At 69.7% G+C, this 22,642-nt stretch carries 21 protein-coding genes; 9 read left to right on the forward strand and 12 right to left on the reverse strand.

Features of this window, described 5'->3' with window-relative positions:
* Positions 1–29: 29 nt before the first annotated feature.
* The 5 genes from ABZW60_RS34100 to ABZW60_RS34120 all read right to left on the reverse strand — a co-directional run bounded on the left by ABZW60_RS34100 (position 30) and on the right by ABZW60_RS34120 (position 6,919).
* On the reverse strand, positions 30–3,926 hold the full coding sequence (locus tag ABZW60_RS34100; protein WP_355483970.1) for a LamG-like jellyroll fold domain-containing protein: 3,897 nt from the start codon (positions 3,924–3,926) through the stop codon (positions 30–32).
* A 223-nt stretch (positions 3,927–4,149) separates the two neighbouring features.
* On the reverse strand, positions 4,150–4,791 hold the full coding sequence (locus ABZW60_RS34105; protein ID WP_355483972.1) for a CatB-related O-acetyltransferase: 642 nt from the start codon (positions 4,789–4,791) through the stop codon (positions 4,150–4,152).
* Positions 4,788–5,198: a nucleoside-diphosphate kinase gene (gene ndk / locus ABZW60_RS34110; protein WP_355483974.1), complete on the reverse strand. Its 411-nt coding sequence runs from the start codon at positions 5,196–5,198 to the stop codon at positions 4,788–4,790. The genes ABZW60_RS34105 and ndk overlap by 4 nt, the downstream gene beginning before the upstream one ends.
* A 3-nt stretch (positions 5,199–5,201) precedes the next feature.
* Positions 5,202–5,564 carry a DUF4233 domain-containing protein gene (locus tag ABZW60_RS34115; RefSeq protein WP_355483976.1) on the reverse strand — a complete coding sequence of 121 codons (363 nt, stop codon included), beginning with the start codon at positions 5,562–5,564 and terminating at the stop codon, positions 5,202–5,204.
* Positions 5,561–6,919: a folylpolyglutamate synthase/dihydrofolate synthase family protein gene (locus ABZW60_RS34120; protein ID WP_355483978.1), complete on the reverse strand. Its 1,359-nt coding sequence runs from the start codon at positions 6,917–6,919 to the stop codon at positions 5,561–5,563. Before ABZW60_RS34120 ends, ABZW60_RS34115 begins: the two co-directional genes overlap by 4 nt.
* 74 nt (positions 6,920–6,993) lie before the next feature.
* Between ABZW60_RS34120 and valS the strand changes: the two genes are divergently transcribed.
* The 3 genes from valS (at position 6,994) to ABZW60_RS34135 (ending at position 12,740) form a co-directional block, all read left to right on the forward strand.
* The gene (gene valS, locus ABZW60_RS34125; protein ID WP_355483980.1) at positions 6,994–9,534 is read left to right on the forward strand and encodes a valine--tRNA ligase; all 2,541 of its coding nucleotides are present in this window, start codon (positions 6,994–6,996) and stop codon (positions 9,532–9,534) included.
* A 160-nt stretch (positions 9,535–9,694) separates the two neighbouring features.
* Positions 9,695–11,248 (forward strand): hypothetical protein, encoded by a 1,554-nt coding sequence (locus ABZW60_RS34130; RefSeq protein WP_355483981.1) that lies wholly within the window; start codon positions 9,695–9,697, stop codon positions 11,246–11,248.
* A 46-nt stretch (positions 11,249–11,294) separates the two neighbouring features.
* Positions 11,295–12,740, forward strand: a complete 1,446-nt coding sequence (locus ABZW60_RS34135) for a DUF234 domain-containing protein (protein WP_355484261.1) — start codon at positions 11,295–11,297, stop codon at positions 12,738–12,740.
* A 1-nt stretch (position 12,741) separates the two neighbouring features.
* Here ABZW60_RS34135 and ABZW60_RS34140 read toward each other — a convergent pair whose 3' ends face one another.
* Positions 12,742–13,668, reverse strand: a complete 927-nt coding sequence (locus ABZW60_RS34140; RefSeq protein WP_355483983.1) for an AEC family transporter — start codon at positions 13,666–13,668, stop codon at positions 12,742–12,744.
* A 68-nt stretch (positions 13,669–13,736) separates the two neighbouring features.
* Positions 13,737–14,252, reverse strand: a complete 516-nt coding sequence (locus ABZW60_RS34145) for a MarR family transcriptional regulator (RefSeq protein WP_355483985.1) — start codon at positions 14,250–14,252, stop codon at positions 13,737–13,739.
* Between the two features lie 71 nt (positions 14,253–14,323).
* On the opposite strand from ABZW60_RS34145, the gene ABZW60_RS34150 reads away from it, so the two are divergent.
* From ABZW60_RS34150 to ABZW60_RS34165, 4 genes are all read left to right on the forward strand, one after another.
* Positions 14,324–14,752, forward strand: a complete 429-nt coding sequence (locus tag ABZW60_RS34150) for a PPOX class F420-dependent oxidoreductase (RefSeq protein ID WP_355483988.1) — start codon at positions 14,324–14,326, stop codon at positions 14,750–14,752.
* Positions 14,749–15,210 (forward strand): nitroreductase/quinone reductase family protein, encoded by a 462-nt coding sequence (locus ABZW60_RS34155; protein ID WP_355483990.1) that lies wholly within the window; start codon positions 14,749–14,751, stop codon positions 15,208–15,210. The genes ABZW60_RS34150 and ABZW60_RS34155 overlap by 4 nt, the downstream gene beginning before the upstream one ends.
* Positions 15,211–15,284: 74 nt before the next feature.
* A complete protein-coding gene (locus ABZW60_RS34160) occupies positions 15,285–16,565 on the forward strand; it encodes a phosphodiester glycosidase family protein (RefSeq protein WP_355483992.1) in 1,281 nt (426 codons plus the stop codon).
* 20 nt (positions 16,566–16,585) lie between these two features.
* On the forward strand, positions 16,586–17,122 hold the full coding sequence (locus tag ABZW60_RS34165) for a YbhB/YbcL family Raf kinase inhibitor-like protein (RefSeq protein WP_355483994.1): 537 nt from the start codon (positions 16,586–16,588) through the stop codon (positions 17,120–17,122).
* Here ABZW60_RS34165 and ABZW60_RS34170 read toward each other — a convergent pair.
* Positions 17,116–17,613: a hypothetical protein gene (locus tag ABZW60_RS34170; RefSeq protein ID WP_355483996.1), complete on the reverse strand. Its 498-nt coding sequence runs from the start codon at positions 17,611–17,613 to the stop codon at positions 17,116–17,118. The genes ABZW60_RS34165 and ABZW60_RS34170 overlap by 7 nt on opposite strands.
* A gap of 86 nt (positions 17,614–17,699) precedes the next feature.
* Here ABZW60_RS34170 and ABZW60_RS34175 point away from each other — a divergent pair, with 86 nt between their 5' ends.
* Both ABZW60_RS34175 and ABZW60_RS34180 read left to right on the forward strand, forming a co-directional pair.
* The gene (locus tag ABZW60_RS34175; protein WP_355483998.1) at positions 17,700–18,200 is read left to right on the forward strand and encodes a sigma-70 family RNA polymerase sigma factor; all 501 of its coding nucleotides are present in this window, start codon (positions 17,700–17,702) and stop codon (positions 18,198–18,200) included.
* A complete protein-coding gene (locus tag ABZW60_RS34180) occupies positions 18,197–18,805 on the forward strand; it encodes a zf-HC2 domain-containing protein (RefSeq protein ID WP_355484000.1) in 609 nt (202 codons plus the stop codon). The genes ABZW60_RS34175 and ABZW60_RS34180 overlap by 4 nt, the downstream gene beginning before the upstream one ends.
* A gap of 1 nt (position 18,806) precedes the next feature.
* On the opposite strand, the gene ABZW60_RS34185 is transcribed toward ABZW60_RS34180, so the two are convergent.
* From ABZW60_RS34185 to ABZW60_RS34200, 4 genes are all read right to left on the reverse strand, one after another.
* Positions 18,807–20,045: a hypothetical protein gene (locus ABZW60_RS34185; protein ID WP_355484002.1), complete on the reverse strand. Its 1,239-nt coding sequence runs from the start codon at positions 20,043–20,045 to the stop codon at positions 18,807–18,809.
* Between the two features lie 2 nt (positions 20,046–20,047).
* Positions 20,048–21,607 (reverse strand): alkaline phosphatase D family protein, encoded by a 1,560-nt coding sequence (locus ABZW60_RS34190; RefSeq protein WP_355484004.1) that lies wholly within the window; start codon positions 21,605–21,607, stop codon positions 20,048–20,050.
* Positions 21,608–21,733: 126 nt separating this feature from the next.
* Entirely contained in the window at positions 21,734–22,108 is a 375-nt protein-coding gene (locus tag ABZW60_RS34195; protein WP_355484006.1) for a DUF1304 family protein, read from the reverse strand.
* Positions 22,105–22,536: a cupin domain-containing protein gene (locus ABZW60_RS34200; RefSeq protein ID WP_355484008.1), complete on the reverse strand. Its 432-nt coding sequence runs from the start codon at positions 22,534–22,536 to the stop codon at positions 22,105–22,107. Before ABZW60_RS34200 ends, ABZW60_RS34195 begins: the two co-directional genes overlap by 4 nt.
* Positions 22,537–22,642: the final 106 nt, after the last annotated feature.

The raw sequence follows: 22,642 nt of genomic DNA on the forward strand, positions 1-22,642 counted from the left end.
TCGTTTCGTCATCACTGTGTCCTTCAACGTCAGAGAGAGGCGGCGACGTAGCCGACCGAACGGACCAAGGTGTGCTGCGCGCCCTCACAACCGGCGTCACGGGAGTCGAAGAGGTCTCCCCAGGAGGCACGGCACCGGAACACCTCGACGCGACCGGGCGCGGGCTCGGTCCAGCCGTAGCCGGACAGGGCCACGACCGTCTTGCCTTCGCAGCCGGGATCGCTCGAGGTGAAGCTGTCCGCTCCGTCGCGGCACAGCATCCAGGGCGTCGTACCGGGCAACTGCCGCATGGCGAGGTAGCCCAGCGAGGACTCGGCGCGCTGCGTCGCCGGCTGCTTCGCCGTACTGCTGATGTGGTCGTACGGATGGTTCGTGGCACTCGTCCGGACGAGGGCGAAGTACGGCCGGACGTAGCCGAGCCGGAACTCCATCGTGGCGCCGGCGACGCCGTCGCAGTTCTCGTCGTTGGAGGCGAAGTGGGCGACCATGTAGATGTAGCAGCGGTAGACCGGGACCGTCTCCACCCCGGCCGGCGGGCTCTTCCAGAACTGCCCGACACTGCCCAGCACGGTGTGCCCGGCGCAGGTCGCGTCCAGGAAGTAGTCCGTCGCACCGTTACGGCAGGCAAGGACGGTGGTGGTGTTCGCGGTACCGGCCGGCGCCGGGACTCCCAGCGACTTCTGGAAGTGCGAGCTCGGCGGCACCGGCCCGTTGGTGACCATCCGGAACCCATTGCTGTCCAGGAAGTACGACAGCTGCCCGGAGTACGCCGTCGACCGGGTCGTCGCCGGATGCGCGAGGTCGTCCTGGACCTGGCCCTCGGTGCGCACGCCGGACCAGGCGTGGACGTCGTCGATCTCGCCGGTGAACGCGTTCGCCACCTGCCCTGCCTTGCGAGCCGTCCCGACCTGGAAGGCACCGGTGGCGTTCCACTTGGCCTGTGCGGCGGGATACCCGCCCACCTGCCGGCCGTCGACGTAGAGCCGGATCTGACCGGCGGCCTGGTCGTAGACGCCGGTGAGCGAGGTCCACTGGCCCGCGGTCGGGGCACTGTCGTCGGTGACCGTGACAGGCAGGTCCGTGGCACTGTCGGCTTGGGAGAGACCGAAGTACCAACGCCGCTTGGGGCCGTCGTACCCGAGCTGGAAGCCGCTCGACTGCTGACCGTCCTGGCTCAGCGCTGTCCGGCTGACCGCGTCGACCGTGTCCAGCTTGACCCGGGCGCTGACGGTGAAGCTGCTGTCGGTCCGGACAACGGCGGCCGGACCGGTGATCCCACCCGAGCCGTCGAGTCGCACCGCGCCGGTGCCCACGGCGCCTGCCGTGCGCGTCACTCCGGGCGCAGCCGTCCCGAGACGATAGTTGCCTGAGGCATCCGAGACCTGCGTTCCGGTGGGTTCGTCGAGCGGCCAGAAGGCCTGCTCGGCCGCCGGTCTGCCGGCCAGGTCGTCGATCTCCACGGTCGTCAGCACCCGGTTGAAGACCTGCACGTCGTCCAGCGCTCCGAGCCAGTTGTCGGCACCGGCCGCCTGGTACTGCGCCCTGCCCAGTTGCATCGCGCCGGTCGCCCGCCACGGCGTCGAGTGGCTCGCCGTGGTCCCTTGGACGCCGTCGACGTACAGCGTGATCTGTTTGGTGGCGTCGTCGAAGACTCCGGTCAGGTGAGTCCAGCGACCCGCCACGGCGGACCCCGGGGATGCTGCGACGTGGCGTGCCGCTGTGTCGGCGTCACTCGCCGGCATCATGAAGTTCCACTTCTTGGTGCTCGGGTTGTACTGCAGGAAGAAACCGCTCAGTCGGGAGCCGCTCTGACTCACCGCGGTGCGGTACACCGTGCCGGCCTGATCCAGCTTCACCCAGGCCGACACCGTGAACGACTTGCTGGTGTCGACGGCCGACGTACCGGAAGCTGCGACGTACGCGGACTGGGAGCCGTTCAGCCACAGGGCATCGCCGTTCCGGCCGCCCTTCCACTGCGCTGCGGGCGCCGCCGGCCGGACGCCGTCACGGTGACCGGCCGCATCGTCCACGACCGCCGTGTCCGAGCCCTCTCCGTTGAGCCGCCACGCCGCCGTCGGCGAGCCACCGTGCTTGACGTGGAACTCGTAGACCTGAGTCGTCGACGACACGTTGCGCGCGCGATCGACCGCTCGAACGCTCAGGAACTGCGGCCCGTAGTCCGGCGGGGTGATCAGCACCCGCGCGAGGCCGTCGCTGCCGACCGGCGCGTACCGGTTCTCGAAGGCGCCCAGCAGCGAGTACTGGAAGCCTGCGACATCGGTGTCGTTCTGTCCGGCCCCGAAGGTGAATCCACCGGTGAACCCGACTCCCCCGTACTGGCGGCAGTCGGCCACTGTGCACTCGGGGTAGGTATCCGAGTGCACGGTCGGAGCCTCCTGCGGTGCGACCTTGTCGATCGTCAGGTCGCAGTACCCGCTCCACCCGGAACCGTCCACGTCGTCCGACGCGAACGCGCGGAACGACAGCCGGCTCCCGTGCGCGGCGTTGGCCGACGGCACGCCTGCCTTGAACGTCGTACCTGACGCGAACAACCCTGTGGTCGCGCCACCGATCCGGTTGTGCGCGCGATCCGCCCACTCGAACACCGTGCGGATCAGTTGCGGGTCCTCCTCGGTCGCCTTCACCGACAGCACGGGGCCGCGCGTCTGGTCCTCCTCCTCACCACTGACCGCCGGGTTCACGAAGATCTCCTGGCCGCGGCAGAGCTGGCCCTCGACGGCCAGATCGGTTGGCACTCCCGGGCGGGTGTTGTAGGTGACGGACAACGTCGGCCTGGTGCCGAACTTCTTCCACGCGTACTGGTCGGCCTCGTTGGTCGCGGACAGCGCGATCGTCGCCCAGCCGTCGTGCAGGCTGATGCCGTCGTTCACCGCCCGCACGGCCGACCAGCCGAGCCAGATGTCCTTGCACTGCGGCGGCATCACATCGCCGAGGCTGGTGGCGATGCCGGGCCGGTTGGCCCAGTTGGTGCCGGTGCCGACCGGTGCGGTGCTCGAGGCCCGGACGGTGCGCTGCTGTGCGCAGTCAGGCACGTGGTCCAGGAACGCGTTGAAGCTCGCGCTCTTGATGAGCTTCCGGCCGCCCAGCAGTCCACGCACGTCGAACCTGAAGTACGACCGGGCCACACCGATGCCGTAGCACTCGCCCCTCGCGTCGTAGCAGTTCCCGACCTTGGCGACGCCCTCGCCGTCGCCGCCCCAGTACTCGTCCTCCGGGTGCCCCGAGAACACCATCGCCCAGCCGTACAAGGGCCCGGTCGTGTCGGGGTCGAGATAGACCGGGTACTTGGTGTTGCTGCCGGTCAGGAGCTTCTGGTCGGGCGTGACCGACAACGTCCGGCCGGTCAGCTTCGACGCGCCAGTCGCGCGGTGGTCGGCGGAGTCCCACATCAGCGGGGCACCGGCGCTGTAGACGAGCTTGTTCGTTCCGTCGTACGCGCCGAAGCTTCCAGCCTTCGTATCGCGCAGGGCCAGGCCGTCGGCGGCCAGACCAAGGTTCAGCGTGCTCAGCTGCTTCGCGGCGGCCGCACTGTGAATGACGAAGACCTTGGAGAAGCCCTGTGTCTTGGCGGTCAGCTGCAGGTCCACGCCGGGCAGGACGTCCCGGTACGTCGCCGTACTGCCCTGCAATGTCGGGGCCGGCAGTGAGTTCGCCCAGGTGTACGACAACTGCTGCCGGGACGTACCCAGTCGTACCAGAGAGCCCTTACCGCCGCCGGAGAACGCGGTCGGGATGCTGGTTGCCCGCGGCGCGACACTGCCGTCGGTGCGGCGCTCCAGCGTCGTGTCCACCGGGGTCCAGCCGGCACCACGCCGTACCCGGACCGGCTCGGTGTGGAACGTCTCGGTGAAAGAGCCGTCCGGATTGGCCACCACGTCACTCGTGGCGGTCTGCGCAGACGGCACGGGTACCGGCTTGCCGGTCTGGCGCGCCAGGTCCGAGGCAGCAGGCGTTTGGGCAGTGCCCGCGCTGGCGGTCTGCGTGGGAATCAGCAGGGCAACTGCACTGACGAGCAGCGCAACAGACCGATGAAGGCTATGCGGCGATGACAAGGGGTCCCCTCCCTGGGCAGCTGGGGTGACAGCTCACCCCGCCCAGAGAATGTGGGACCGACCTTTCAGTTCGCTTTCACGGCCGCGCGCGCTCAAGGTCGTCGACCGTACCGGACATGACTGTAGGGAGGTGCTTGGTGAGGTGGTCCAGGGGCCAGTCCCACCAGGCGATGGTGAGGAGGCGGTCGATGTCCGTGTCGTTGTAGCGGCGGCGGATGAGTTTGGCTGGGTTGCCGCCGGCGATGCCGTAGTCGGGGACGTCGGTCGTCACGACCGAGCCGGAGGCGACGATCGCTCCGTGGCCGATCCGCACGCCGGGCATCACCAGGGTCTGGTAGCCGAGCCAGACGTCGTTTCCGATCACGGTGTCGCCGCGGCCGGGCAGGCCGGTGATCAGGTCGAAGTGCTCGGACCAGGAGCCGCCCATGATCGGGAACGGGAACGTCGACGGCCCGTCCATCCGGTGGTTGGCGCCGTTCATGACGAAGCGGACGCCCTCGCCCAGCGCGCAGAACTTGCCGATGACCAGCTTCTCCGGGCCGTAGTGGTACAGCACGTTGCGGGTCTCGAACGCGGTCGGGTCGTCCGGGTCGTCGTAGTACGAGAACTCCCCGACCTCGATCAGCGGCGAGGTCACAAGGGGTTTCAGGAGCACCACCCGGGACTGCCCGGGCATCGGGTGCAGCACACCGGGGTCGGGGAGTTCGGGCAGGTTCACGGCAGGTCGGGGAACCAGATCTTGATCTCGCGGTCGGCCGACTCCGGGGAGTCGGAGCCGTGCACGAGGTTCTCGCGGTTGGACAGCGACAGGTCGCCGCGGATCGTGCCGGGGGCGGCCTTGCGGCCGTCGGTGGCGCCGTTCAGGGCGCGGACGACCTCGATCGCCTCGTCGCCCTCGAGCACCATCGCGACCATCGGGCCGCTGACGACGAAGTCCCGCAGCGGCGGGTAGAAGGCCTTCTCGACGTGCTCGGCGTAGTGCTGGTCGGCCAGCTCGCCGTCGATCGTGCGCAGGTCCATGGCGACGATCCGGAGCCCCTTGGCCTCGAACCGGCCCAGCACCTCACCGATCAGGCCACGGCGTACCGTGTCGGGCTTGAGCAGGACCAGGGTGCGCTGCGACATCTGTCAACTCTCTCTCGAAGGGGTCTGGCCGGCTGAGCCTAGCTGCTCCTGCGCTTTCTTGGCCTCCTCGATCCGGCGGCCGAGGACGATCGCGGCGACCCAGAAGGCGGCGAAGGCGACGCCGAGGACGAACATCACCGGGACGACGAAGCCGAGCCCGACCGCGCCGACCTGGACCAGCGAGCCGAGCACGTACCCGGCCCGGAACCGCAGCAGACCGGCCGCGACGAGTGCCAGGGCGAACAACCCGAGGCAGACCGGGACGGCCACCGCGGGGCGGATGTCGGCGACCGAGATCATCACCGGGGTGACGAGAGCCAGGACGACCGACTCGAACGCCAGCACGATCGACGCGAGCGACCTCATGTCTGGTCCTTGCCCTTACGGACCAGCAGCGCCCGCGCCTCACCCGCGGTGATGACGGATCCGGTGATCAGGACGCCGCCGCTGCCGAGCGCGACCGCGTTCTCCTCGGCGAGCCGGATCGCGTCGTCGATCGCGTCGATCAGGTGCGGCCGGACCAGCACCCGCTCCTCGCCGAACACCTCGGCCGCCAGCTCGGCGAGCTCCTCGGCCGGCATCGACCGCTCGACGAAGCTGTTCCGGGTGCAGATGACGGTTTCCATGATCGGCTCGTAGGCCTCGAGGACGCCGTACACATCCTTGTCCTTCATACAGCCGAGGACGCCGATCAGCGGCTGGAACTGGAACGCCTCCGAGACCGCGGCCGCGGTCGCCTCCGCGCCGTGCGGGTTGTGCGCGGCGTCGACGACGATCGTCGGGCTCTGCCGGACCACTTCGAGCCGCCCCGGGCTGGTGACCTGCTCGAAGCCGGCCTGCAGCAGCTCGGTCGTGACCCGCCCCTCGGTCTCCGGGCTGGCGCCGAGCAGCGCCTCCACGGCCGCGACCGCGGTGGCAGCGTTGTGCGCCTGGTACTCACCGTGCAGCGGGAGGAACAGCTCGTCGTACTCACCGCCGAGACCCTTGATCGAGACCACCTGGCCGCCGACCGCGAGCGTACGGCTGACGACGCCGAACTCGATCCCCTCGCGGGCCACCTGGGCGCCCACCTCGGCGGACCGGCGGAGCAGGACCTCGAAGACGTCCAGGCTCTGCTGCGCCATCACCGCCGTACCGCCGGGCTTGATGATGCCGGACTTCTCCCCGGCGATGGTGACCGGATCCGCGCCCAGCAGGTGCGCGTGGTCGACCGCGACCGGGGTGATCACCGAGACCGTGCCGTCGGCGACGTTGGTGGCGTCCCAGGTCCCGCCGAGGCCGACCTCGATCACCGCGACGTCGACCGGGGTGTTGGCGAACACGGCGTACGCCATGCCGACCATCGCCTCGAAGAACGTCAGCGGGTGCTCCTGCTCGGCGTCGACGAGCTCGAGGTACGGCGCGATCTCCTCGTACGCCTCGACGAACAGCTCCTCGCTGATCGGCTCGCCGTCCAGCGTGATCCGCTCCCGCACGGACTCCAGATGCGGGCTGGTGAACCGCCCGGTACGCAGCCCGGCCTCGCGGAGCAGGGTGTCGATCATGCGGGCCGTGGACGTCTTGCCGTTGGTGCCCGTCAGGTGCACCACCGGGTAGGCCTTCTGGGGGTCGCCGAGCAGCTCGACGAGCCGCTGGACGCGCTCCAGGGTGGGTTCGATCTTGTGCTCCGGCCAGCGCTGCTGGAGCCGTGCCGACACTTCGGCGAAGGAGAGGTCGCTCATCAGGAGGCCAAGTCTAGAGAGCGCTGTGGATAACCGGTCGGAAGCACCCCTTGACAACCACTAACATTGTGCGCATGAGCCAGACGTCCCGCGTTCCAGACAAGCCCAGCCTCGACGGCCTCGAGGAGAAGTGGGCTGCCGTATGGAAGGAGCAGCAGACCTACGCCTTCGACCGCACCGCCGAGCGTGCCGATGTCTACTCCATCGACACCCCGCCGCCGACGGTCTCCGGGTCGCTGCACGTCGGGCACATCTTCAGCTACACCCACACCGACCTGGTCGCCCGTTACCAGCGGATGCGCGGCAAGAAGGTCTTCTACCCGATCGGCTGGGACGACAACGGCCTGCCGACCGAGCGCCGCGTCCAGAACTACTACGGCGTCAAGTGCGACCCGTCGCTGCCCTACGACCCGGACTTCACCCCGCCCGCCAAGCCGGACCCGAAGAAGCAGCTCCCGATCTCCCGGCAGAACTTCGTCGACCTGTGCGGCGAGCTCACCCACATCGACGAGCAGGCGTTCGAGGCGATGTGGCGCCAGGTCGGCCTGAGCGTCGACTGGTCATATCTCTACACCACGATCTCCGAGGACTCCCGGCGGACGTCGCAGCGCGCCTTCCTGCGCAACTTCGCCCGCGGCGAGGCCTACCTGGCCGAGGCGCCGACGATGTGGGACGTCACGTTCCAGACCGCGGTCGCGCAGGCCGAGCTCGAGGCCCGGCCGTATCCGGGCGCCTACCACCGGATCTCGTTCCACGGCGCCGACGGCCCGATCTACATCGAGACCACCCGGCCCGAGCTGATCCCGGCCTGTGTCGCGCTGATCGCGCACCCGGACGACGAGCGCTACAAGCACCTGTTCGGGACGACGGTGAAATCGCCGCTGTTCGGTGTCGAGGTCCCGGTCCTGGCGCACGGGGCCGCCGAGATGGACAAGGGCGCCGGCATCGCGATGTGCTGCACGTTCGGTGACCAGACCGACATCCAGTGGTGGCGCGAGCTGCAGCTCCCGGTCCGCACGGTCATCGGCCGCGACGGCCGGCTGCTGCGCGACACCCCGGCCTGGCTCGAGGGCTCCGAGCTGTACGGTGAGCTCGCCGGCAAGACGGTCTTCAGCGCGCGCGAGCTGATCGTCCAGAAGCTGCGCGACAGCGGCGACCTGGACGGCGAGCCGAAGAAGACCGAGCGGATGGCGAACTTCTACGAGAACGGCGACAAGCCGCTCGAGATCGTCTCCACCCGGCAGTGGTACATCACGAACGGCGGCCGCGACGCGGGCCTCAAGCAGGAGTTCATCGAGCGCGGCAACGAGCTCGCCTGGGTCCCCGAGCACATGCGCCACCGCTACCTGAACTGGGTCGAGGGCCTGAACGGCGACTGGCTGATCTCCCGCCAGCGGTACTTCGGCGTCCCGTTCCCGGTCTGGTATCCGCTGGACCACGAGGGCCTGCCGGACTACGACCACCCGCTGATGCCGTCCGAGGCCGAGCTGCCGATCGACCCGACCTCGCAGGCCCCCCGGGGGTACGACGAGTCCCAGCGCGGCAAGCCGGGCGGGTTCGAGGCCGACCCCGACGTGATGGACACCTGGGCGACGTCGTCGCTGACGCCGCACATCGTCTGCGGCTGGGAGCGCGACGACGACCTGTTCCGCCGGACCTTCCCGATGGACCTGAACACGCACGCGCACGAGATCATCCGCACCTGGCTGTTCTCGCGGATCGTGCGCGCGCACTTCGAGAACGGCTCGCTGCCGTGGGCGCGGTCGCTCATCTCCGGGTTCGTCGTCGACCCGGACCGCAAGAAGATGTCGAAGTCCAAGGGCAACGCGGTCGTCCCGTCGGAGATCCTGGAGAAGTTCGGGTCCGACGCGGTCCGCTGGCGCGCGGCGATGGCGCGGCCGGGCCTGGACTCGCCGTTCGACGAGTCGCAGATGAAGGTCGGGCGCCGGCTCGCGATCAAGGTCCTGAACGCGTCGAAGTTCGTGCTCGGGTTCGGAGCGACCACGGTCGACCCGGCCGCGGTCACCGAGCCGATCGACCTGGCGATGCTGCAGCGGCTGCGGGCGGTCGTCACCGACGCCACGGCGGCCTTCGAGCGGTACGACTACACCGGCGCGCTGGAGATCAGCGAGCGGTTCTTCTGGACGTTCTGCGACGACTACGTCGAGCTGGTGAAGGAGCGGGCGTACGGCGGTCAGGGCGACGCCCCGGCCGCGTCCGCGAAGGCCGCGCTCGCGGTCGCGCTGTCGGTCCAGCTGCGGCTGCTCGCGCCGTACCTGCCGTTCGCGACCGAGGAGGTCTGGTCGTGGTGGCAGGAAGGCTCGATCCACCTCGCGTCCTGGCCGACGCCGGACGGTGACGTCGCGGTCGCGGCGCAGGAGCCCGAGGTGCTGGACGCGGTCTCCGAGGTCCTCGCGGGGATCCGGGGTGCGAAGTCCGAGGCGCAGGTCTCGATGAAGACCGAGGTGTCCAAGGTCGAGGTCAGCGGTCCGGCCGCGCGGCTGTCGCTCGCCGAGCGCGCCGAGCCGGACCTGCGCGCCGCCGGGCGGATCACCGGCGAGATCGTCTGGAACGCCGACGACTCCGACACGGTCAAGGTCGTCGCGACGCTCTGAGTGCGTCTGCCTGGTGCCCGCCTCCCCGGCCCGGGGCGGCGGGCACTCGCGCGTTCCGCCGGGTGGATCCTCACCCTGTGAGATCGGTTTGTCATGATGTGGAACCATCGGTGCGAGCCGAAAGCTGCACCCCGCGACCCGACCGTCCGAGGAGCCCCCGATGAGCGATCCCACCAACCCCGCGGATCCGAACGACCAGGCCGCCGACACCACCGAGTTCCCCGCCGTCCCCGAGACGCCCACGAACGACCTCAAGGCGCAGGACGGCACGGCTCAGCAGCCTGCAACCGACGGCCTGACGGAAGAACCTCCGGCGCCGGGCACACCGGGTGCGGGGTCCGTGGCCGGGGCCGGGACGACTGGGACGACCGGGACGACCGCAGCCGACAGCACGGCGGAGGGTGCGTTGCAGGGACAGACGGCGACCGACGGTGACCAGGAGGAGCTTGCGGCGCGAGGCTCAGCGAGCCAGCCGACGGCAGACGCCGCCGCGAAGGCCGGGGAGACCGGGCTGACTGCGCAGGACGGCGCGGGTCAGCAGGCACCGACGAAAGAACTTCCAGCGGAGGGCGCAACAGCCGGGCGGCCGTCGGCAGACGCAGATGTGAAGGCCGGGTCGGGCGGGCTCACGGTGCCAGGCGACGAAGGCAAGCAAGCGGCAAGCGACGGCGGCCTCGAAGGGGTTGCAGGACAGGGCGCTGAGGGCAAGCGGCTGGCGGCAGACGCCCCCGCGACGACCGGGCAGGCCGGCCGCACGGCGGAAGCCGGCGCGACGACCGGGGACGCCGGGCTCACGGCGGGAGCCGGTGGGACGACCGGGGACGCCGGGCTCACGGCGGGAGCAGGCGGGAAAGCCGGGACGGCTGCGGGTGCCGGGGCCTTGGCGGCTGGGGGTGGGCAGGGGTCTGGCGGCCGTGAGACGGCCGGGGACGCCGGGCTCGTGACGGGAGCAGGCGGGACGGCTGTGGGTGGCGGGGCCGTGGCGGCTGGGGGTGGGCAGGGGTCTGGTGGCGGTGGGGTCGCGACCGTGGCTGCGGAGGGGGTCGGGCAGGTGCCTGCGGCTGGGCAGGCGGCTACAGATGGGCAGACGGCTGCGGGTGGGCAGGCTGCTGCGGAGGCGCAGGCGGCTGCGGAGGCGCAGGCGGCTGCGGAGGGGCAGGCTGTTGCAAAGGGGAAGAAGGGGCTGCGGCGGTTCAGAGTTCGTGGGCCTTGGGTGACTGTGGGTGGGGCTGTTGTGGTGTTGGGGGTGTTGGCTCTGCTCGGGTATGTGTGGGGGCTGGGGCCGTTGAGCAGGCTGAATGCCGAGCGGGCTATCACGCCGCCGGCGAAGGTGGCGGGGCTCGATCGGATTACCGATCCGAAGATCCGCACGGAGGCGCAGCTCGATCAGATCCGGGATCGGCTGAGCCAGATCAACGACGGCAAGAAGGTGATGGTCGAGGCGTACGGCAGCCTCGAAGGCGACCGGTTCTACGTCCTGATCGCGCTCCGCGGCCGGGTCGACGTCGACAAGGTGGTCGCCGACTCCGGCGCGACCCCGGACAAGATCAAGAAGGTCGGCCGGTCCACCTGCATCGACGCGGTCGGCAACCTCCTCACCCAGTGCTACCGCGGCTCGAACACCCTCACCGTCATCGCCCAGGTCGCCAACGAAGGCGTCACGGTCGACCAGGTAGCCCCCGTCGCCGAAGAAGCCTTCAAAGCCATGCGATAGGATCGAAGACAACCAAGTTTGGTACGTTCATTTTTGGTTGTATCATGTGTGGGCCTCTAAAGGGAGGGTGCACATGGATCACTTCTACGGCCGGACCCGGGAGCTCGACACCCTCGAGAGGCTGCTGCGTCGCGTCGAGGACCGAGGTCGGACAGGACGTCCGGGCAAGGCTGTCCTCATGCGTGGGCGCCGCCGGGTCGGCAAGTCGCGGCTCGTCGAGGAGTTCATCGAGCGTTCTGGGCTCCCGAGCCTCTTCTTCACAGCGTCCGCGCAGTCCAACGCCACCGCCGACGTCCGCTTGTTCGTCGAGGCCGGTGCCGGCTCAACACTTCCGCAGGCCAAGCTGTTCGCCGGACAGACGCCGCACGACTGGGATGCAGCCCTGCAACTGCTCGCCGCCGCACTCCCCGCAGACCAGCCGAGCGTCGTCGTCCTGGACGAAATGCCGTACCTCATCGCGAACGACCCTGGCTTCGAGGGCACGCTGCAGAAGCTCTACGACCGTGAGCTGTCCCGCAAACCGGTGCTGTTGCTGTGCGTGGGCTCGGACATCGCCATGATGGAGCGCTTGAACGACTACGACCGGCCGTTCCACCAACGCGGGACGGAGATGGTGGTGCCACCGCTGAGCCCGGCCGACGTCGCGGACATGCTGCGACTGGAGCCTGCCGATGCGTTCGATGCGTACCTCATCTCCGGCGGTCTCCCGCTGATCCTCGACGACTGGCCGACGAACGCCGGCATCTTCGACTACCTCACATCGGCACTGGCCGATCCGACGACAGCGCTGATCGTCAGCGGCGAACGCTCACTCGCCGCCGAGTTCCCCGCTGACGCGCAGGCCCGACTGGTGCTCTCGGCCATCGGATCGGGCGAACGCACCCACACAACGATCGGCCGGGCCGCCGGCCTGCCCACAACCAGCCTCAATCGCGCACTGCACCTCCTGACCGCCAAGCGTGTGGTCGAGGCAGCGACACCGCTGTCCACCCGCCCGTCGAAGGAGACGCGGTACTACGTCGCCGACCCGCATCTTCGCTTCTGGCTGGCCTTCCTGGGTCCCCACCTCACCGAGGTCGAGCGCGGGCGCGGCGACCTCACGCTGGCACGCATCCGTCAGTCCTGGCCGTCATGGCGCGGCCGAGCCATCGAACCCGTGGTGCGCGAGTCCTTGCTCCGCCTGCCGACCGACGGACTCCCCCACGACACCGGCGCGATCGGCGGCTACTGGACGAGGACGAACGACCCCGAGATCGACCTGGTCGCAGCCGATCGCGGCCCGGTCGCGAAGCACATCACCGCCGTCGGCTCGATCAAATGGCTGGAGCGTAAGGCCTTCGACACGCACGACCTGAGCCGTCTCCACGTCCACCGATCGCAGCTTCCGGGTGCGAGCGAATCGACCCCGCTGATCGCGGTATCCCGCGCGGGCGTCGCGGTCGAGGGCGTCCAGGCGGTCGGTCCGGAGCAACTCCTCTCCGCTTGGCGCTGAGCTAAGTGAGGAGGCCGGCGATGAGGATCATGACCGGGATGGAGAGCAGGGTGCTGAGGAGTACTGCGCTGCGGGCGAGGGTTCGGCTGGCTCGGTAGTGGACTGCGTAGACGTAGACGTTCTGTGCGGTCGGGAGGGCGGCCAGGAGGGTTGGGGCCAGTAGGGCTGAGCCGTGCAGGTCGAGGATCCAGCGGGCGACGGCGTACGCGATCAGTGGCTGGGCGAACGTCTTCAGGCCGACGGCCAGTACGACGTCCCGCCGCAGCGTGATCGAGTCCTTCGTCCCGGCGCTCAGGCTCAGCCCGTAGGCGATCAGCGCGACCGGCACCGCGGCCGCGGCGATCAGGTCGATCGGCCGCATCGCCAACTCCGGCAACCGCACCCCGATCAGCGACACCAGCAACCCCAGCAGGGACGCGACCGTCAGCGGGTTGCGGAGCGGGCGCGTGACCATGGTCCGCAGCGAGACGCGCCGGCCGCTCCCCTGCCGGTCCCCGTCCAGTACGGCGAACGCGATCGGCGCCATCACCAGCACCTGGAACAACACGATGGGTGCAACCAACGCACCGTCGCCGAGCACGTACGCCGCGACCGGTACGCCGAGGTTGCCCGCGTTCACGTACGACGACGCGAGTACGCCGATCGTCGCCTGGGACCGGGTCCGCCGCCAGATCACCGCCGCGATCAGCAGGAACACGACCTGCACCACGAACAGGCTGATCAGGTTGGTGACGAGCACGACCGAGAAGATCGCCCGCAGGTCGGCCCGCGCGACGGTGGTGAACAGCAGCGCCGGCGTCGCCACGAAGAACGCCAGCCGGGACAGGACGAGCTCGTCCTGCGACCGCAGTACGCCGAGGACACCGACGACGTACCCGAGCACGGCCACCGCGACCAATGCGCCGAAGGCACCGACGACGGCGGACATCTCAAGCACTCAGCGGGCTGGACACGCGTCGATCGTAGGGGTAAGCGCTGTCCGGGCGGCCCGGTTGCTCAGGACCTGGACGGTGACGTGCGGCACCTCGAGACGATCCCGGCCAGCACTTCCCGCAGGTGTTCCCGGTCGGCGGCGCCGAGCTGCCCGATCAGGTCGTCGAGCGCCTTACCGACCTCCGCGTGGAACGCGGTGGCCGCGCGCCGGCCGGGCTCGGTCAGCGTGACCCGCACCGCCCGCCGGTCACCGGGCACCGGCGACCGCTCGGCCAGCCCGCGCTTCTCGGCGCGGTCCATCAGACCGGTGAGCGCCGCCTTCTCGACACCGAAGCACTGCGCGAGCTCCGCCATCCCCTTGGGTCCGTCCAGCAGGACGCACAGCAGCCTCGCCTGTTGCGGCGTCAGATCGTGGCGCTCGGAGACGCCGGTGTAGATGCCCTGCACCAGACCGGTGACCTGGACGAGCCCGGTCACGGCGTCCATCTCCGCAGGGTCCAGGTCCCCGCCGTGCACGTGCGCGAATCCGGCGAAGCGCCGCGCGCGGGCCGCGTCCGGCGGCGTCCCCGTCTCACTCACCACTCCACGGTACATGGGATGTATAGTTAATGGCGCATACAGTAAAGGCCATTAACTATCGAGGAGCCTCGATGTCCTTCAGCGAAGCGGAGACCGCCTACCTGCGGTCCCAGCCCCTGGGCCGCCTCGCCACCGTCTCGGACGACGGCCAGCCGGACGCCGTCCCGGTCGGTTTCGAGTACGACGGCACGCACCTCTACATCGGCGGGATCGACCCGGTCCGGACCCGCAAGTACCGCAACGTCCGGGACGGGAACACCAAGGTCGCGTTCGTGGTCGACGACCTGGTGTCGGCCCGCCCGTGGATCCCCCGCTACCTGCGGATCTACGGCGAGGCGGAGCTCGTGGAGCGCGAGGGCCAGTTCGGCACCGCGGCGTACCTGCGGATCACACCCACCCTCTCCTGGAGCTTCAACCTGGACGGACGCCCGTTCACCCACGACGAGAAGGTCGTCACGACCCGCACCGTCCACACCCCGGAGGAGGTGCCGAGCCGATGAGCTTCGACACCCGAGCCGGTACTCGCGGCGCGCGGCAGCCGAAAGGCCGTCTGCTGCGCTGGCTGAACACCCTGATGGCGCGCCGGATCCGGCGGCGCGGCGGCGGCAAGTTCATGGGCTTCGACGCCCTGGTCCTGCGCACGGTCGGGCGGAAGTCCGGCGCGGAGCGGATGACCCCGGTCGGCTGGTTCCCGGCCGCCGACGGCAGCCGGCTGATCGTCGCCTCCGCGGCCGGCGCTCCCGGCAACCCGGCCTGGTACTACAACCTCGCCGCCCACCCCGACCAGGTCCGGATCGACCTCGACGGGCGGACGATCGCGGTCCGCGCGGAGCAGCTGCACGGAGCGGAGCGCGCCGAGGCCTGGGAGCGGATCGTCGAGGCGGCGCCGCGGTTCGCGGAGTACCAGGTGAAGACCGATCGGGAGTTGCCGGTGATCCGGCTGGTCGAGCGGCCCTGAACCGTAACCTGGAAGATGCTCACGAGTCGGGGCGAGGTCTAGAAAGATTCCACCGCCTGCTCCGAGGATGGGGTATGACTACTTCCGCTCGAGCCTTCACGACCGCGCTGGCCGCGGCCGCGGTGTTCGGATCCCTGACCGTCGGCGCCCCCGTCGCCACCGCGGCCCCCACCGCAGAGCAGGCGACGCAGGCCTTGCCGCTCGGCGACGCCGATCTGGTGGAGACCCGCACCGACCGGACGCTGGCGCGCGGCGTCACGCTGACCCGGATCGTGCGCGGCACCGACCCGGCGCCGGCCGACCAGATCAACACCACGACGCGTGGCCCGTGGGTCGTCAACGTGCTCACCATCGACCCGCGGACGGCGCGCGGCCACTTGAAGGCGACGTACGGTCCCGATCTGGCCCGCGTCGAGAAGACGTCGGACCTGGTGAAGTCGGCCGGCGCGCTGGCCGGCGTGAACGCATCGTTCTTCACCTTCACCGCGAACCCGCAGTACCCGGGCGACCCGGTCGGCCTCGGCCTCTTCGACGGCAAGCTGCTCAGCGAGCCGCTCACCGACCCGACCGAGGCCAACCTGCTGATCGATGCCAAGAGCAACAGAGTGGTGACCGGCCACCTGCGCTGGACCGGCGCCGTCCGCAACCGCCTCAGCGGCGCGGAGCTCCCGCTCGAGTTCCTCAACCACCCGCCGGTGGTCCCGGCCGCGTGCGCCGCGCTGCCCGACCAGACCGCGTGCACGGTGCCGGGTGACGTCGTGCGGTTCACGCCGGAGTTCGGCGCCGCGACCCCGGCCGGCGCCGGGGTGGAGGTCGTGCTCGACCGCCGCGGCTGCGTCGTCCGTACGGCGACCACCCGCGGTACGACGCTCACCCCGACCCAGACCTCGCTGCAGGCGACCGGCCAGGACACCGTCGCGCTGCTGCAACTGGCGAAGGGCTGCCTGCGCACGGACCTCGCGGTGGCGGACGAGAGCGGCCGCAAGGTCCCGCTGCGCGACGGTCTGTACGGCGTGACCGGCCGCTACCAGCTGACGAAGAACGGCGAGATCGTCGTACCGGACGGCACCGGCAGCTTCTTCGACCGCAACCCGCGCACGATCGCCGGGACCACCCGCGGCGGGACGATCGTCCTCGCCACGATCGACGGCCGGCAGACGACGAGCGTCGGCACGACGATGGACGAGACCGCCGCGGTCGCCAAGGCGCTCGGCCTGCACGACGCCATCAACCTCGACGGCGGCGGCTCGACCGCGATGGCGCTCGGCGACGGCACGGTCGTCAACCACCCGAGCAGCACCGGCGGCGCCGAGCGGGCCGTCGGTGACGCGGTCGTCTTCGTCCCGGGCCGGTAAACCGGTAGTACGTTGAAAGTATGCGACTGGTGCTGTGGGCTGCCGTGCTGATGAGCGCGGCAGCCTGCGGCGGGGACCAGTCGGGGAAGGAGCCGGCCGTGACCGCACCGGACAGCATCACCGTCACCAGTACGGCGTTCCGCGACGGCGAGACGATCCCCCGCAAGTACACCTGTGACGGCGAGGGCGTGGCTCCACCGCTCGCCTGGAAAGAGATCCCGGCGAACGCCGGAGCGCTGGCCCTCGTCGTCGACGACCCCGACGCACCCCGCGGCACGTTCACCCACTGGGTCCTGCTGGACCTCGAGCCGACCGCCGCGTCACTTACGGAGGGCGGAGCGCCGCCAGGGGCGAAGCAGGCGAAGAACTCCGGCGGCAAGACCGGGTACTTCGGGCCCTGCCCGCCGAGCGGCACGCACCACTACCGCTTCACCGTCTACGCCTTGTCCGGGCCGACCGGTCTTCCCAACGGCGCCGATGTGGGCGAGGCGCTGGAGGCGATCGACGGCAAGAGCATCGCCCGCGGCCGGCTGACCGCGGTCTACGCGCGTCAGTAGCCGTAGCCGCCGCCGTCCGACGACGAAGGGGCCTTGGTCGGTGCAGCCGCTGTCGTGGTGGCGGCGTGCCAGGTGAAGTCGACACCGGAGAAGGCGTCGGAGAAGTTGTTGCCCTTGGCCTCGCCGGCGGTGTCGAGCTTGAACGTGTAGAGCGGCTTGCCCTGGAAGGTGAGCTGCTCCGCCCCCGTGTCGGAGCGCTTCATCGTGGCCAGGCCCTGCACCGCCTGCGCGTCTCCGGTCGCGGGAATCCAGAAGCTCAGGCAGTTGCCGGTGCACTTCAGAGCGCCGCCGGCCTCCTGGTCGGCGAAGTACAGCGTCTTCCCGGAGGCGTCGACGAGTGTCTGACCGACGCCGCTGACGTCCTTGACCGAGACCGCGTCCCCGGCCGGCGCCGCTCCGCCACCTCCGGCAGCCGGCGCGGAGCTGCCGCAGGCAGTGAGCCCGCCCAGCGCCGCCACCGTTGCTCCTAGCAACAAGATTGTGGTTTTCATCAGATCTCCTCTCCCCAGCAGATACGCGGGATCGGCCGCGGCGGTTCAGTTGAACCTTTCACCGCCGCGGTGCGTACTCCCTGGGTGTGGATGACGACACGGTGATCCGCGCGCTGTACGACAAGTACCGGCGGCCGCTGTTCGGATACGTCCTGCGTTCGGTGGGCGACCGGCAGTACGCCGAGGACATCGTGCAGGAGACGATGACGCGCGCCTGGACGCACGCGGCCGACCTGGATCCGGACCGGGCCGGTCGCTGGCTGTTCACGGTCGCCCGCAACCTGGTGATCTCCGGGCGCCGCCGGCAGCGTGCCCGGGTGGCGGAGGTGCCGATCGAGGACCGCGAGTTCCCGGCGCTCGGCGACGACATCGACCGGGTGCTGCAGGTGTGGCAGGTGATCGACGTCCTGCGAGGGCTCAGCCAGGACCACCGGCAGGTGATCGTCGAGCTGTTCTACCGCCGGCGCACCGTCAACGAGGCGGCCGCCGTCCTCGGGGTCCCGCCGGGAACGGTGAAGTCGCGCAGCTACTACGCACTGCACGCGTTGCGCGCAGCACTGGAGGAACGGGGTGTGACCGGCTCATGACGTGCCCGGAGACGATGTCGATCGGCGCCTACGTGCTCGGTGCGCTGGAGGCGTCCGAGCGCGCCGCGGTCGAGGAACACCTCGTGTCGTGTACGGCGTGCCGCGAAGCCCTGCTGCAGTTCGCGCACCTGCCGGGGCTGCTGCACGCCGTACCGGTCGAGGACATCGAAGCCGACCAGCCCGAGCCTGCGCCGCTCCAGCTGGGCAAGAAGAAGCGCCCACGGCGCATCTGGGCGCTGGCCGCGGCGTCGAGCGCGGTGATCGCCGGTGTCGCCAGCTGGGGTCTGCTGAGCGTGCCGGCGTCGGCGACCTGGACAGCCACGGACGGCGTCGGCGGCATCGACACGACGGCCAAGCTGACCAGCCGGGGTTGGGGTACGGACATCCAGCTCCGGCTGACCGACCTGAAGCCCTATGAGCACTGCACGCTGATCGTGCACGGCCGCGACGGGACTGTCGAGACGGCCGGCTGGTGGGCGGCGAACGGCAGCTACCAGGCAGACGTCCCGGCCAGTACGTCGATCCCGCTCGGCGACATCGACCACCTCGAAGTGGTCGACGCAGGGGACACCGTACTGAGCACGGTGTCCCCCACGACGCACTGATTCACCAGCTGTTGTTGGAAATTCCCGTGCCCAGGTAGACCTGGTCGTAGGTGTTGCCGTCGTTGTCGTCGGTGTACGCGACCGCAACTTCGGCGTACGGCGAGACCGCCACCGTCATCTGCTCCTGACGACCTTCCGGCACCGAGCTCAGCCGCTGCGGCGACAGTCGTCCGGTGTCGGTCCCATCGGTCCCGAAGCCGCGCACCCAGACGTCCGGGTCGGCACCTGGGACTGTCCAGCCGACCACCGTCTGCGCCTGGTCATCGATGCCGATCGACGGTCCGGCACCTGCCGCCGCTACTTGTACGTCGCCGTACCTGGCTGTGCCCGCGCTGCTGAACGAACGCGTCCAGACTCCAGCTGACTCCCACGCGACCGCGAAGTCGCCGTTGAAGTTGGCAGCCGCGGAGGGATGCGTCTGCTGGCCTGTGGTGTTCACGTTGGCTACCCGGCGAGAGAGCGTGGCCGCACCGTTCGCGCGTCCAAGCCGGATCAGCCCGATGTTGTAGTCGGCGTTGGCGTCGCCGTCCTCGTCCCACACGACAACCGCGTCACCGGAAGCCGACACTGCCACGTCCGGGTTGTGGTGCTGGCCGGTCGTCTGTGAGGCGGTCACCTCCCAGGCGCGTGTGGTCGGGCCGGTGTAGCCGGCTGCCTTCACCGTTGCCGGCGTGCCGGTCTGGATGTCCTCCCACGCCACGGTGAACGCGACCGCGGCACTGGACGGTGCACCATCCGGGTCGACAGCGACCCGCGGGTTGATCTGCTGGCCGGTCGCGCTGCTGTTGGCGTTGCCGGAGGCTGTCACGGTGCCGGCTGTGTTCACGACGCGGTACGGGATGTTGTAGTACCCGTTGCCGTCCGGGTCGTCCTGCCAGACGACGACCGCGTTGCCCTTGTCGTCCAGACCGACGTCCGGGTGCAGGTGTCGCCAGTTGGTCACACCGCTGCTGCCGCCGGCGGACAGCTTCGTCTCGTACACAGCCGTGCCGTTGCGGAACAGCCGCAGGTAGATCTCACTGTGCACCGGGTCGGTCGCGTTGTCCGTGTCGCGGTCGTCCTCCCACGCCACAGCGACGTACCCGTTCCGGTTGGTCGCCACGGACGCGGCGTCCTGGTCGCCGGTGGACACACTGTTCGCCGTCACCCAGGTGGGCGCGGCGATGTGCGCGTCGGCAGTGGTCGCGGTGAAGGTCAGCGCGGTGGCTGCCAGTGCGGTGATCGCCAGAGTCTTCTTCATCGTCACACCGCCTGCAGTCCGGGCCGGCCTTCTTCGATGACGAACGACTTCGCCGTGCTGACCGCGGCGCCGTGCTCCGACACACTGGCCAGCGCACGGAAGTCGGCCCGTAGCTGCGTCGGGCTGATCGTCGTCCGGACGTATCCGCGCCGGTTCTGGTAGAACCGCAGCCACGGGTTGTCCGCCAGGTTCGGGATCGTGGTGGATCCGTCGCCGTCGCCACTCGACGTGACCGAACTGGTCACCAGTTCGGAGCCGATGACGGCCGAGTTCGCGTTGCCGTAGTCGGCTTTCAGGTCACTGGCCCAGGCCCGGTGCACGTCGCCGGTCAGCACGACCGGGTTGCGGGTGCCGCGGTCGATCCAGCCTTGCTGGATGCGGGCCCGCGAGGCGCGGTAGCCGTCCCACGAGTCCATGCTCCCGGCGCCGGCCGAGTCGAACCGGCGGGCGAAGAACACCTGCTGGCCGAGGATGTCCCAGGTGCCGTAGTGCTGGTTGAGACCGTCGAGCAGCCAGGTCTCCTGGGCGTTGCCCGGCAGGCTGCGGGTGGCGAGGTCCGCGTCCGAGCACACCTTCCAGCCGTCACCACAGGCCTGGTCGTTGCGGTACTGCCGGGTGTCGAGCATGTGGAACGTCGCCAGGCTCCCCCACCGCAGCCGGCGGTACAGCGGGATCGAGTTGCCGCTGTTGGCCTGTGCCGGGCGCAGCGGCATGTTCTCGTAGTACGCCTGGTACGCCGCCGTCCGGCGCGCGGTCCACTGCGCCGTGGTGAGCGACGGCGTACTGTCCGCGCGCACCATGTTCGCGTAGTTGTTCTCCACCTCGTGGTCGTCCGGTACGACGATCCACGCCGCCGCCGCGTGCGCTGCCTGCAGGTCGGGATCCGACTTGTACTGCGCGTACCGCCGGCGGTAGTCCGCGAGCGACACGATCTCGCTCGCACCCGCGTGCAGACGGGGCCGGCCGCTGGTGGCGCCGTACTCGTAGATGTAGTCGCCGAGGAAGAGGATCAGGCCCGGGTTCTCCTCGGCCATCCGCCGGTAGACGGTGTAGTAGCCCTCCTCGTAATGCGCGCACGAGGTGAACGCCATCACCAGATCACGTCCGTTGGTGCCGACGGCCGGCGCAGTCCGGGTGCGGCCGACCGCTGAGAGATGTCCCTGCGCGCGGAAGCGGTAGAAGTAGTCCGCGTCCGGGCTGAGGCCGCTCGCGATGACGTGCACCGAGTGGGCGGAGGCGTACTTCGCCGTGACCGTGCCGGACGCGACCAGCGTGCTGAAGGTGTCGGTGGTCGACACCTGCCAGTCGACGGCGACGTCGGCGTTCGCCATCCCGCCCTGGCCGTCGGCGTTCAGCGGCGACGGGGCCAGACGGGTCCAGAGGACGACGCTGTTCGCGTCGGGCTCACCGGACGCGATGCCGAGTTGAAACGGGTACGGGACGGCGGCGGTGGCGGTGATCACGGACGACTGGGCCGCGACCAGCGGGAGCGCCGAGAGGGCGCTACCCCCGGCCGCGGCGAGTCCTCCGAGAACAAAGGTCCTGCGACTGATTGGGCTCATGAGCCTCACCTTCACGGGTACTCAGGGCGGTAGGCCCCCGGATCGGTCGAACTGCCGGTGACCATTCGGGAACCTTGAGTGTGCGTGGTGCTCCGTGCCCATGATTGCGCAGAACTGGTAAATTTCCTACAGCAGGACGAGCAGCAACAGAACGGCGGTCGGAACCCCTTCGAGCAGGGTGTTCAACCAGAGTCGCCGCTCCGTGGCGAGCAGCACGAGCGCGAGGAAGACGTGCTGCCCCGCGGTGAACGCGACCAGCGCCTCGCCCTGCGGTACGTGCCCGGTCCGGGCCAGGACGACGCCGAGCGCCAGCGCGATCCCGGTCGTGAGGTTGTAGAAGCCGAGGTTCACGATCCACAACCGGACCGCGTCGAAGTCCCGCCGCTCGAGCAGGAACATCGGATACAGCCGCGGATGGCGGTAGAAGAAGGACTCCATCAGCCAGACCGATCCCAGCATCACCGCGATCGCGATCGCGAGGATCTGCGCGGCGGTACTCACAGCGACACCGTGACGCCGTGCCTGCTGGTGATCTCGCCCAGCGCGGCGTAGTCGGTGGGATCGGCGCCGGCCAGGTCCGCGAAGAAGGCGCCCATCCTGCCGGTCTGGCTGATGGTCAGGAACTTCGCCGAGGGCGTCAGCACGGAGAACGTGTTGACCGTGCCGGCCGGGATGCTGATCGAGGCGCCCGGACCGAGGTCGTAGCCCTGATCCCCTGCCTGCACGAGGATCCTGCCCTGCAGGACGTAGAACGCCTTGCTCCACGACTCGGTGTGCGGCGGTGCCGCGTCGGCGCGCGGGGCGTCGATCTCGAACAGCTCGTACTGGCCGGCGGTGTGCTCGGCGCCGATCTTCACGGTCACGGTCGCGTCCGGCGCGACGTACTCGACGCCGCTGCCCGCGTTGCTGAGGTGCACTGTCTCGTTCATGGCTGCGACGCTAGGAAGCGGCCGACGACGGCGGTATCCCGTGCGGGCGGGCTCTTCCGGGGCGGCGGAATCCCCACATTTCGGGGATAGGCGGCGACGGGACGGC

Source organism: Kribbella sp. NPDC003557, assembly GCF_040610805.1.
In the GTDB taxonomy this organism is placed as follows: Bacteria; Actinomycetota; Actinomycetes; order Propionibacteriales; family Kribbellaceae; genus Kribbella.

What these genes read in the sequence shown, in the direction of transcription:
- ABZW60_RS34180 (WP_355484000.1), top strand. Translation starts at nt 18,197, where the DNA reads ATGACGTGCCCGGAGACGATGTCGATCGGCGCCTACGTGCTCGGTGCG.
- ABZW60_RS34160 (WP_355483992.1), top strand. Translation starts at nt 15,285, where the DNA reads ATGACTACTTCCGCTCGAGCCTTCACGACCGCGCTGGCCGCGGCCGCG.
- ABZW60_RS34115 (WP_355483976.1), bottom strand. Translation starts at nt 5,564, where the DNA reads ATGAGGTCGCTCGCGTCGATCGTGCTGGCGTTCGAGTCGGTCGTCCTG.
- ABZW60_RS34165 (WP_355483994.1), top strand. Translation starts at nt 16,586, where the DNA reads ATGCGACTGGTGCTGTGGGCTGCCGTGCTGATGAGCGCGGCAGCCTGC.
- ABZW60_RS34185 (WP_355484002.1), bottom strand. Translation starts at nt 20,045, where the DNA reads ATGAAGAAGACTCTGGCGATCACCGCACTGGCAGCCACCGCGCTGACC.
- ABZW60_RS34130 (WP_355483981.1), top strand. Translation starts at nt 9,695, where the DNA reads ATGAGCGATCCCACCAACCCCGCGGATCCGAACGACCAGGCCGCCGAC.
- ndk (WP_355483974.1), bottom strand. Translation starts at nt 5,198, where the DNA reads ATGTCGCAGCGCACCCTGGTCCTGCTCAAGCCCGACACGGTACGCCGT.
- ABZW60_RS34155 (WP_355483990.1), top strand. Translation starts at nt 14,749, where the DNA reads ATGAGCTTCGACACCCGAGCCGGTACTCGCGGCGCGCGGCAGCCGAAA.
- ABZW60_RS34140 (WP_355483983.1), bottom strand. Translation starts at nt 13,668, where the DNA reads ATGTCCGCCGTCGTCGGTGCCTTCGGCGCATTGGTCGCGGTGGCCGTG.
- ABZW60_RS34120 (WP_355483978.1), bottom strand. Translation starts at nt 6,919, where the DNA reads ATGAGCGACCTCTCCTTCGCCGAAGTGTCGGCACGGCTCCAGCAGCGC.
- ABZW60_RS34170 (WP_355483996.1), bottom strand. Translation starts at nt 17,613, where the DNA reads ATGAAAACCACAATCTTGTTGCTAGGAGCAACGGTGGCGGCGCTGGGC.
- ABZW60_RS34150 (WP_355483988.1), top strand. Translation starts at nt 14,324, where the DNA reads ATGTCCTTCAGCGAAGCGGAGACCGCCTACCTGCGGTCCCAGCCCCTG.
- ABZW60_RS34200 (WP_355484008.1), bottom strand. Translation starts at nt 22,536, where the DNA reads ATGAACGAGACAGTGCACCTCAGCAACGCGGGCAGCGGCGTCGAGTAC.
- ABZW60_RS34190 (WP_355484004.1), bottom strand. Translation starts at nt 21,607, where the DNA reads ATGAGCCCAATCAGTCGCAGGACCTTTGTTCTCGGAGGACTCGCCGCG.
- valS (WP_355483980.1), top strand. Translation starts at nt 6,994, where the DNA reads ATGAGCCAGACGTCCCGCGTTCCAGACAAGCCCAGCCTCGACGGCCTC.